The following is a 9,352-nucleotide window of genomic DNA, read 5'->3' on the forward strand; positions in this document are numbered from 1 at the left end:
TGGCTGAGAACGAACTAGGCGTGCAGATTGTCATCTGCTCGAGCAATCCCGACTACTATTTAGAAGTCACCCGCCAGAAATTCGAAGAAGCAGGACTGCAAACCTATGAGATCATAGATGGCCGGCAGCCGCGCCTAATCGATGCAAGCAAGACTACTACATACTATTATGTCGGAGCCAGATTCGAATTAGAGGGCGCTCCCTGCGTATCTCAGTATCCTACGCTTGTTGACGGTGTTACTGCGGACTTCCCATCGCTCCCGTCCTGGGTCTTTGGCAAAGCTATGCAGCCGATGCAGCACCCATACAGCATGACGCATAGTGATCCGAGAAACGGGTGGATGGTGTCATATTGCTATGTATCCGACGACGTCTGCGGCGACCTCATAATTGATAGCCTTGTTGATTTGATCCTGAGCAAGGCACTCTAGGACTCCGCATATCGCCGAGAGTCTCTTGATCCACACCGCATTCCGCCTTATTTGGCCCCAATGCACAAATTGAAATTGGTTGTGACGTCGCCGCGCGTGGCGTCCGGGCCGACAAGGGTTTCTCCGATGGCCGCTGACATCTTCACCTCGCTCGATTGGTCCGAGCCGCCCAAGGACATGAGCAAGCCGCTGCAGGCGCTGTGGTGGCTCAAGAAGGGCGAGCTGCGCGTCGGCCCCGAATGGGAACAGGCGCACACCATCGTCCAGGCCATGGAAGGCGTGCAGGCTTTCGACTGGGTGCATGCACTGATGCACTGGATCGAAGCCGACATGGGCAATGCCGATTACTGGTATCGCCGCGCCGGCAAGCGCCGCGCCACATCAAGCGTGGCCAGCGAATGGGAACACATCGCCGCCGCGCTGAGCGAGGTAACGCGGCACTAGCAGCGGGCTCCTCTTCACCTCTCCTTTTGGGGGAGAGGCCGGCGCGAAGCGCCGGGTGAGGGGGCCTTCTACCGGATGTGGAGTGCTTGGTAGGCCCCCTCATCCGACCCAAGAGGGTCGACCTCTCCCCCAAGGGAGAGGTCAGCATCTACCGATTATCAAACTCGCTCCGCACCAGCTCCAGACCGCGCCTGGTAATGCGGTAGGGTTGGCCGCCCGAGCTCTTGATCGCCTTCTTGGCCTTGAGCTTCCTGAACAGCATCAGGCTGCAATTGGTCATCAGCCAGCCATCGCGATTGAAGAATTCGAGCCCGGTTACCTTGCCGGCTTCGTTCTTGAGCAGCGCGATACGGCCGCCCTGAGCGAGGGCGTGCAGCACCCGCTGTTCGTCTCGTGAGATATCCATGGAAAAGTCTGTCGCCTATGGGCGGGGCAGAACCCCGCGAACAAACAATATCGATCACCGGCGTCACGCGCGGCGGTCGACTGGTTCATTCATGCCCCGTCGCCGTTGGACGGGGCTTCAGGCGGTTTCAGACTGACTAGACATATCGGTTTGATAGCGCCGACTGGACGAATTGCGCAAGACAGGCGGTTGAAATCGCCGCCGGAGCGGTGCAAACCAGCAACAGCAAACGTGACTGGAACCTGCCGTGACCGCAACGAAATCGCCTGACGCCTGCGAAACCAAGGACGATGTCCGCGCCGAAATCGACCGTATCGATCATGCGCTGCTGGCCCTTTTTGCCGAGCGCCACCGCTATGTGACGCGCATGGCCCAGATCAAGACCGATCCGCATGAGGCGCGCGACCCGGCTCGCATCGAGGCCGTTATTGCCAAAGTCCGCGACCGCAGTTTGGCTCTTGATCTTGACGAGGATCAGGCCGAACTTGTGTGGCGGACCCTGATCGATTGGAACATCAATTACGAGAAGGGCATCATCGCGGCGCGGCGCCGCAGCTAACGCTCTAGGCGGGGGCAGGAGGTCACCATGGCAGGCATTTCCATTCGCAAGGCCGAGACCGCAGACGCCCGCAGGCTGGCCGACATAGCCTACCGCGCCTGGGAAAGCGGCATCTTCCCGCTCCTGACCGAACAACCCGGCATCAAGCAGGCCGAACAGCGCCGCCTGGCGCAGGCCGTAGCCGAAACGCTGAGCCGCATCATCGTGGCCGAGGTGGACGGTATCGTCGTCGCCTGGTGCTCACGCTCGGCGCGGCGGGCCTATATTCCATTCCTCTTCGTCATGCCGGAATTGCAGGGCCATGGCCTGGGCTCGATGCTGCTGCGGCGCATGGAATCGATGCTGGAACTCGAAGGCGCCGACCGGGTGCAACTCGAAACTCCGGCCGACAATGTCCGCGCCGTGCGCTTCTACGAAAAGCAGGGCTATCGCATCCTGGCGCTGCGGCCCGACGGCCGCGCCGCGCATGAGCCCTTCATGAGCGTGCATCTCGAAAAGCGCCTGCTGCCCTTCGAGGGCGATCTCGACGACGAGGATTGAAGCGAAACCTCCGCATGCTCGATCGTCACATCAGGGCCTGACCCCGAGGGCTCTTCACTTTTTGAGCGCCGGGCAAGTCAGGCCCGAGGGTGACGCGCGCGGTGGTTGGGCATTGCATCGCGGGCCCAGCCTAAGTAATCACATACCTACCTTTTGCCTTGCCTCGCAGGACCCTCAATTGACCCTTATCGACACGCGCACGCCCAATCCCAAGAGCTTCATCCATGGCTCGACCGGTGACTGGGAAGTCATCATCGGCATGGAAGTCCACGCCCAGGTGACTTCAGAGAGCAAGCTGTTTTCGGGGTCCTCGACCGAGTTCGGCAATCCGCCCAATTCCAATGTCAGCTTCGTCGACGCGGCAATGCCGGGCATGCTCCCTGTGATCAACGAGGAATGCGTGCGGCAGGCGGTGCGCACGGGCCTCGGGCTCAAGGCGCAGATCAACAAGCGCAGCGTGTTCGACCGCAAGAACTACTTCTACCCGGATCTGCCCCAGGGCTACCAGATCAGCCAGTTCAAGGACCCCATCGTGGGCGAGGGCAAGGTGCTGCTCGACATGCCCGACGGGCAGATCGAGATCGGAATCGAGCGTCTGCATCTGGAACAGGACGCCGGCAAGTCGATCCACGACCAGCATCCCAACATGAGCTTCGTCGACCTCAACCGCTCCGGCGTGGCGCTGATGGAGATCGTCAGCAAGCCAGACCTGCGTTCGTCCGAGGAGGCCAAGGAATATCTCGGCAAGCTCAGGACCATCCTGCGTTACCTCGGCACCTGCGATGGCAATATGGAGCAGGGCTCCATGCGCGCCGACGTCAACGTCTCGGTGCGCAAGCCGGGCGGCGCGTTCGGCACACGCTGCGAGATCAAGAACGTCAACTCGATCCGCTTTGCCGGCCAGGCCATCGAATACGAGGCCCGTCGCCAGATCGACATCCTGGAGGACGGCGGCACGATCGACCAGGAAACCCGCCTCTACGATCCCAAGACGGGCGAGACGCGCTCGATGCGCTCCAAGGAAGAAGCGCATGACTATCGCTACTTCCCCGATCCTGACCTGCTGCCGCTCGAATTCGACGAGCAGTTCATCAGCAATCTTGCGGCAGGCTTGCCCGAATTGCCGGACGAGAAGAAGGCGCGCTTCGTCAGGGATTATGGCGTCACCGCCTACGACGCCATGGTGCTGACCCTCGATCGTGAGACGGCCGACTATTACGAATCCTGTGTCGCCTTCGGCGGCAGCAAGCGTGACGGCAAGGCCGTGGCGAACATGCTCAATGCCGACGTCGCCGCCTATGCCAACAGCCAGGGCCTGGCGGTGTGGGAAACCCACCTCAAGCCCGGCCAGATCGCCGGCATCGTCGACCTCGTGGCATCCGGGACGATTTCATCCAAGGGCGCCAAGGACTTACTGCAGGTGATCATCGCCGAGGAGCCTGAGGGTGAACCGGCGGATATCGTCGAGCGCCGCGGCATGAAGCAGGTGACCGATATGGGGGCGATCGAGGCGATCGTCGACGAAATCATCGCCGCCAATCCCGACCAGGTCGCCAAGGTCATCGCCAAGCCGACCATGATCGGCTGGTTTGTCGGCCAGGCCATGAAGGCCTCGGGCGGCAAGGCCAACCCGCAGGCCCTGAGCGACCTGATGAAGAAGAAACTGGGCATTGAGTGACGAGCACCGTCGGCTTGAATTTCGATGCAGCGGCATTGGTGCCGAGCTTGAGCTCTATCTGGACCCAGACCCGTTCATTTACGGAGCGCAGGTCGGTGGCCGTGCGACGTCCGGAGACTTTTCCGGCGCCGCTCACGAGTTTTTCCCGCCAGCAGATCTGCGCGTCTTCGTGGTTGGCTTGGAGACGTTGCTGGCGGGGCAAGCCGATGAGGCCGTCCTGACGAACGCCTTCGGGCCTTCACGGCTTCGCCTGCAGGTTTCGCCCACCGACAGCACTGGCCACTCTGCCATTCGAGCGACGATGAAGTCGATTGGATTGGCACACGCGAACAGTGCCGAAATAACTGTTGGGCTGGACTATGGCGACGTACTTACCCTGGCGCGTCGTGTGCAAAAGTGTCTGGAACTCAACGCCCGCTGACCAAACCCGCCCGGTATCGGGGACGGCAATTGCGGCCGGATCTGGCTCAAGCCCTTGTCGGCGGCTGATCCGAGCCGGGTCCGGGTTCGGGCATGGGCTGGCCGGGCGTCGGGTCTTCAACGGGTTCGGGCGTGTCCGGAAGCTCCTGGGGGAATGGCGGCGTCGGATTTGTCGGCTCGGGCTGCGTCGGTTGAGGCTGCGGCACGATCTCGGGTATCGGACGCGGGTCGATATCTGGCCTGGGCTGATTCATGGTGACGCTCCTTGTCCGAGCAGAACGAACGGCGCGTCCGACAGTTCCGCCATTTGGTAGCGGGCGCGCCGGGACAAGGTGGATTGCCACCCGGCGCGTCAGGCGGCGACGCGGCGCCAGAGCTTGCCAATGCGGCCATCGATCAGCAGCAGCCCGGCGAAGATCACGAACATCCCCAGGATCTGGATCGGCAGGACCGTCTCACGCAGGATGGTGACGCCGAGGATGACGGCAGAGATCGGGGCGATGAAGGTTGTAGTGGCGAAGTTGGTGGCGCCGACGCGCGGTAGGATCCGGTACATGATCTGAAAGGTGAAGGCAGTCGAGATCAGGCCAATGGCTGCCGCGGCCAGCCAGGTTTCCATGCGCAGCATGACCGGCGTACCTTCGGTGGCGAAGGCGACCGGTACAGCAACGATAGTTGCTCCGGTCAGCGCAATAGCGGCGAGCGCCGTGGGCTCGACGGCCTTGAAGCTGCGGGTGATGTTGAGCGTCAGGGCATAGCAGAGCGTAGCCAGGAGGCAGGCGCCAACGGCCCAGAGCTGTGATTGTCCGCCCGAGGTGAGGGCGGGGGAGGCCAGGATCGCCGCACCGGCAAATCCGACCACGACGCCGGCACTCTTGATGGGGGTAGCCTTCTCGCCGCCGATCCAGAAGTGGCTGACGATCACTGTCATGATCGGGGTCAGGGCGTTGATGATGGCGGCCACGCCGCTGGCGAGGTTGGCCTGGGCCAGCGGGAACAGCGCGAAGGGAATGGCATAGGCCAGGACGCCCAACGCGCCGAGCTTGAACCACAGCACCGGATCACGGGGAATGGGCTTGCGCAGCGCGACCATGACTGCCCAGCAGCCGAGCGCACCAATGCCAACGCGGAACGAGGTGACCCAGAGCGGGCCGATCTCGCGAATCAGGACAGCATTGAAGATGAACGAACAGCCCCAGATGGCGCCGAGGAAAATGATCCAAAACCAGTCGCGTTGCGCCATGGCGGCCTCCCAGGTTGAGCCGGAAAACTACGCCCCATGAGAACAAAGGTCGAACCGATTTTGACGATGGGGCCGATCAATTCTCGTGATGGGCACGAACAGAGGAAGCTTGTCGCTAGACGTCGCCCGACGCCAGCAGCCTCAGTGCTTCCGGATAGATCCGATGCTCTTCCACCAACACGCGGGCAGCCAGCGTTTCGGGCGTATCCCCAGGCAGGACCGGTACTTCGGCCTTGAGGATAGGCGCGCCTTCGTCGAGGCCGGGCGTGACGAAATGCACGGTGCAGCCATGGATCGTCGCGCCATCGGCCAACGCCCGCTCGTGGGTATGCAAGCCCTTATAGAGCGGCAGGAGGGAGGGGTGGATGTTGATCATCCGCCCGGCCCAGTGGTTGACGAACTCGTCTCCCAGGATGCGCATGAAACCAGCCAGGCAGACAATGTCGACTTCCCAGCTCTCAAGCGTCTGGGTCATGACGTCTTCGAACATCTCGCGGCTGGGAAACCTGCTCTGTGCCAGCGAAGCCGTTGCGATGCCTTCGGCGGCAGCGATAGCCAGGCCCGGCGCAGCGGCACGGTTAGAGAGCACGCCGACGACCTCGGCCGGATAATCCGGGGCCTTGGCGGCCTCGATCAGCGCCGACATGTTCGAGCCGCGACCGGAGATGAGGATGCCGACCCGCTTGCGGCTCATAAGCCCAGCTTGCCGTCGAAAGTGACGGGCTCACCGGTGCGGGCGGTGAGCTTACCGACGATGGAGGCAATTTCGCCCTCGCCGCTCAGATGATCGACCAGCTTCTGCGCGTCTTCCGGGGCCACCGCGACCAGCATGCCCACACCGCAGTTGAAGGTGCGTAGCATTTCACGCTCATTCATGCCGCCGATCTGGCTGAGCCAGCCGAACACCTTGGGGACACTGATGGCATTGAGGTCGACATGCGCGGCCAGGTGATCGGGCAGCACGCGCGGGATATTGTCGATGAAGCCGCCGCCGGTGATGTGGGCCAGGGCCTTGATGCCAATGCCGGCCTTGAGTGCGGCGAGCAGCGGTTTCACATAGATGCGGGTAGGGGTGAGCAGCGCTTCGGACAGCGACTGGCCCGGCGCGAAAGGCGCATCGGCAGTCCAGGCCACGCCGCTGAGCTCCACGATCTTGCGGACCAGCGAATAGCCGTTGGAATGCACGCCCGACGAAGCAATCGCCACCAGCGTATCGCCCTCGGCAATATCGGGGCGGGGCAGGAGCGTGCCGCGTTCGGCCGCGCCGACGGCGAAGCCAGCCAGGTCATAGTCGTTGCCGTGATACATGCCCGGCATTTCGGCCGTCTCGCCGCCGATGAGGGCGCAGCCCGCGATGCGACAGCCTTCGGCAATGCCGTTGACGATGGCGGTGCCCTGTTCGACGTCGAGCTTGCCAGTGGCGAAGTAGTCGAGGAAGAACAGCGGTTCGGCGCCCTGGACGACGAGATCGTTGACGCTCATCGCGACGAGGTCGATGCCGATCGTGTCGTGGATGTCGGCGGCGAAGGCGATCTTGAGCTTGGTGCCCACGCCATCGGTCGAGGCGACCAGGATCGGATCCCGGTAGCCGGTGGCGGCAAGGTCGAAAAGGGCGCCGAACCCACCAATTTCGCCCTGCATGCCGGAGCGGCGGGTGGTGGAGGCGACCGACTTGATGCGTTCGACCAAGCGCCCCGCCGAATCGATATCGACGCCGGCGCGCTTGTAGGCGTCACTGGTCATGGACGGCGGGCTCGTGTAATCCTGATTGAACGGGCCGAAATGATCTCGTGCGAGGGAGCATACTTCTTCCGATGCGGTTTGCAACGCGCGAAGCACGATGGCTGCGAGTCGGGCTGGCCTGGACGATCCTAGCCCTGGCCTGCGGCCTTCCCGCCCAGGCTGCGGATCCCTATCGGGTGACCGGCGTTCCGATCGATGCCACGGCCGAGAGCGCCACCGCCGCCCGCGAGCGCGCATTGGCTGAGGGACAGAGACGGGCGCTCGAGCGCCTCATCGACCGCCTGGTCGATCCCGCCGATCGGGAGCACGTCGTCCTGCCTGATGCGGCGATCGCTTCCACCTGGGTCGCGTCCTTCGAGGTCGCCGACGAACGTCGGTCGGCGGTCCGCTACCTGGCGCGCCTCACGGTCACATTCGCAGACCAGGCGATAAGGGACTATCTGCGCCAGCAGGGGATCGCTTTCGCCGACACGCCGAGCCCGCCCATTCTGGTCCTGCCCGTGCTGCAGCGGAGCGAGCAGCTCTATTTTGGCGGCGCCAATCCATGGCTGGCCGCCTGGCAGGCGGGGACGCCCGAGGGGCTCGTTCAGTTCGTATTGCCCGGCGATCCGGCCGATCCGGCCGATGCCATCACCCCCACCCAGGCGGCCGCGGCCAACGATGTGCTTCTAGAGGCGGTCGTCGAGCGGTATTCCATCGGCGACGCGCTGGTTGCCCAGTTCACGGAAGACACGGGAGGCGCTTCGGCGTCGGTGCGCGCGACGTGGCTCGGGCCGACGGGGCGCGGCCGCGTTCTGGTCGAGGCCTTGCCGGAGGGAGGCGAGAGTCCCGCCGCGCGCTACAACGCCGCCGTCCGCCAAGTCGCGAAATGGGCCGAGGATGCCTGGCGGCGTAACAACCTAGTGCGTTCGGGCGAGGCGCATGATTTTGAATCCGTGGTGCCTTTGAACAGCCTGTCTGATTGGATCGCGACGCGCGACGGCCTGGCGCGAATCACCGCCATCCACCAGGTCACGCTGTTGTCGTTCGCGCGCCAGGAGGCGCGGATTCTGATACGCTACAGCGGCGACCCGGATCAGCTCGCGGGCGCGATCAGCGCGCAGGGGCTCGCGCTTACGCGCGTCGATGACGGGTGGGAAATCACCCGCGCCGCCGCCGCGCGGGATCACGGCGGCCGGCGCTGACGGCATGCTGGTCGCATTGCCAAACCTGCTCAGCCTGGCGCGCCTGTTCTGCGTACCGCTGATCGTCTGGCTCATTCTCGACGGCCGCGCGGACATCGCGTTCATCGTCTTCGTCCTGGCCGGCGTGACCGACGCCGTCGACGGCTTCATCGCCAAGCGGTTTGGCGCCGTGACTGAGCTTGGCAAGTTCCTCGATCCGCTGGCGGACAAGGCGCTTCTGGTGAGCGTTTACGTGGCACTGGCGTCCGTGGGCGGCATGCCGCGCTGGCTCGTGATCTTGGTGGTGTTCCGCGACGTGTTGATCGTCGGCGGCAGCCTCTTGATCCACACCATGCGCCAGACGGTGGTGATGAATCCGCTCAAGATCAGCAAGCTCAACACGCTCCTGCAGATCGTGCTGGCGGCCGTGGCGCTGCTCCGCGACGGCTATGGTGTCATGCCCGACGGGATCGACACGATCCTTGCCGTCGTCGTTGCGGTCACCACCTTTCTTTCCGGCGCGGCCTATGTCTGGGTCTGGGGCCGGAGCATTCCCGGGCTGAGCGGCAAGCTATGATCGAGCTCAGGCGCGTCTGGTTCTGGCTTGCCCTGGCGGCGCTGACGGCGGCCCTGCTCTACGGGGTGCGCGACGTTCTGCTGCCGTTCGTCGTTGGCGCCGGCGTCGCCTATCTTCTCGAACCGGCCGCCGACCGGATCGAGCGGCA

12 protein-coding genes are annotated in these 9,352 nt (G+C 63.6%); 8 read left to right on the forward strand and 4 right to left on the reverse strand.

The annotated features are described in order from the left end of the window. Positions 1–20 precede the first annotated feature (20 nt). Both IH615_RS03440 and IH615_RS03445 read left to right on the forward strand, forming a co-directional pair. On the forward strand, positions 21–431 hold the full coding sequence (locus IH615_RS03440) for a hypothetical protein (protein WP_291359820.1): 411 nt from the start codon (positions 21–23) through the stop codon (positions 429–431). Between the two features lie 126 nt (positions 432–557). Further along, entirely contained in the window at positions 558–875 is a 318-nt protein-coding gene (locus IH615_RS03445) for a hypothetical protein (RefSeq protein WP_291359822.1), read from the forward strand. Between the two features lie 148 nt (positions 876–1,023). On the opposite strand, the gene IH615_RS03450 is transcribed toward IH615_RS03445, so the two are convergent. Continuing rightward, complete coding sequence (locus IH615_RS03450; RefSeq protein WP_291359824.1) at positions 1,024–1,281, reverse strand: YjhX family toxin; 258 nt, start codon at positions 1,279–1,281, stop codon at positions 1,024–1,026. A 247-nt stretch (positions 1,282–1,528) separates the two neighbouring features. Between IH615_RS03450 and IH615_RS03455 the strand changes: the two genes are divergently transcribed. The 4 genes from IH615_RS03455 (at position 1,529) to IH615_RS03470 (ending at position 4,479) form a co-directional block, all read left to right on the forward strand. Continuing rightward, the gene (locus tag IH615_RS03455; protein WP_291359826.1) at positions 1,529–1,840 is read left to right on the forward strand and encodes a chorismate mutase; all 312 of its coding nucleotides are present in this window, start codon (positions 1,529–1,531) and stop codon (positions 1,838–1,840) included. Between the two features lie 27 nt (positions 1,841–1,867). Continuing rightward, complete coding sequence (locus IH615_RS03460; RefSeq protein ID WP_291359828.1) at positions 1,868–2,380, forward strand: GNAT family N-acetyltransferase; 513 nt, start codon at positions 1,868–1,870, stop codon at positions 2,378–2,380. Between the two features lie 178 nt (positions 2,381–2,558). Continuing rightward, a complete protein-coding gene (gatB, locus tag IH615_RS03465; protein ID WP_291359829.1) occupies positions 2,559–4,058 on the forward strand; it encodes an Asp-tRNA(Asn)/Glu-tRNA(Gln) amidotransferase subunit GatB in 1,500 nt (499 codons plus the stop codon). Beyond that, entirely contained in the window at positions 4,051–4,479 is a 429-nt protein-coding gene (locus IH615_RS03470) for a hypothetical protein (RefSeq protein ID WP_291359830.1), read from the forward strand. Before gatB ends, IH615_RS03470 begins: the two co-directional genes overlap by 8 nt. 351 nt (positions 4,480–4,830) lie before the next feature. On the opposite strand, the gene IH615_RS03475 is transcribed toward IH615_RS03470, so the two are convergent. The 3 genes from IH615_RS03475 to purM form a co-directional block, all read right to left on the reverse strand. Beyond that, positions 4,831–5,721, reverse strand: coding sequence for a DMT family transporter (locus IH615_RS03475; RefSeq protein ID WP_291359831.1), 891 nt, complete (start codon positions 5,719–5,721; stop codon positions 4,831–4,833). A 115-nt stretch (positions 5,722–5,836) separates the two neighbouring features. Further along, positions 5,837–6,415: a phosphoribosylglycinamide formyltransferase gene (purN, locus tag IH615_RS03480; RefSeq protein ID WP_291359832.1), complete on the reverse strand. Its 579-nt coding sequence runs from the start codon at positions 6,413–6,415 to the stop codon at positions 5,837–5,839. Beyond that, on the reverse strand, positions 6,412–7,464 hold the full coding sequence (purM, locus tag IH615_RS03485) for a phosphoribosylformylglycinamidine cyclo-ligase (RefSeq protein ID WP_291359834.1): 1,053 nt from the start codon (positions 7,462–7,464) through the stop codon (positions 6,412–6,414). Before purM ends, purN begins: the two co-directional genes overlap by 4 nt. 71 nt (positions 7,465–7,535) lie before the next feature. Here purM and IH615_RS03490 point away from each other — a divergent pair, with 71 nt between their 5' ends. Together IH615_RS03490 and IH615_RS03495 are read left to right on the forward strand one after the other, a co-directional pair. Further along, positions 7,536–8,648, forward strand: coding sequence for a DUF2066 domain-containing protein (locus tag IH615_RS03490; protein ID WP_291359835.1), 1,113 nt, complete (start codon positions 7,536–7,538; stop codon positions 8,646–8,648). 4 nt (positions 8,649–8,652) lie between these two features. Further along, positions 8,653–9,204, forward strand: coding sequence for a CDP-alcohol phosphatidyltransferase family protein (locus IH615_RS03495; RefSeq protein ID WP_291359836.1), 552 nt, complete (start codon positions 8,653–8,655; stop codon positions 9,202–9,204). Positions 9,205–9,352: the final 148 nt, after the last annotated feature.

Source organism: Devosia sp. (genome assembly GCF_014860165.1).
In the GTDB taxonomy this organism is placed as follows: Bacteria; Pseudomonadota; Alphaproteobacteria; order Rhizobiales; family Devosiaceae; genus Devosia.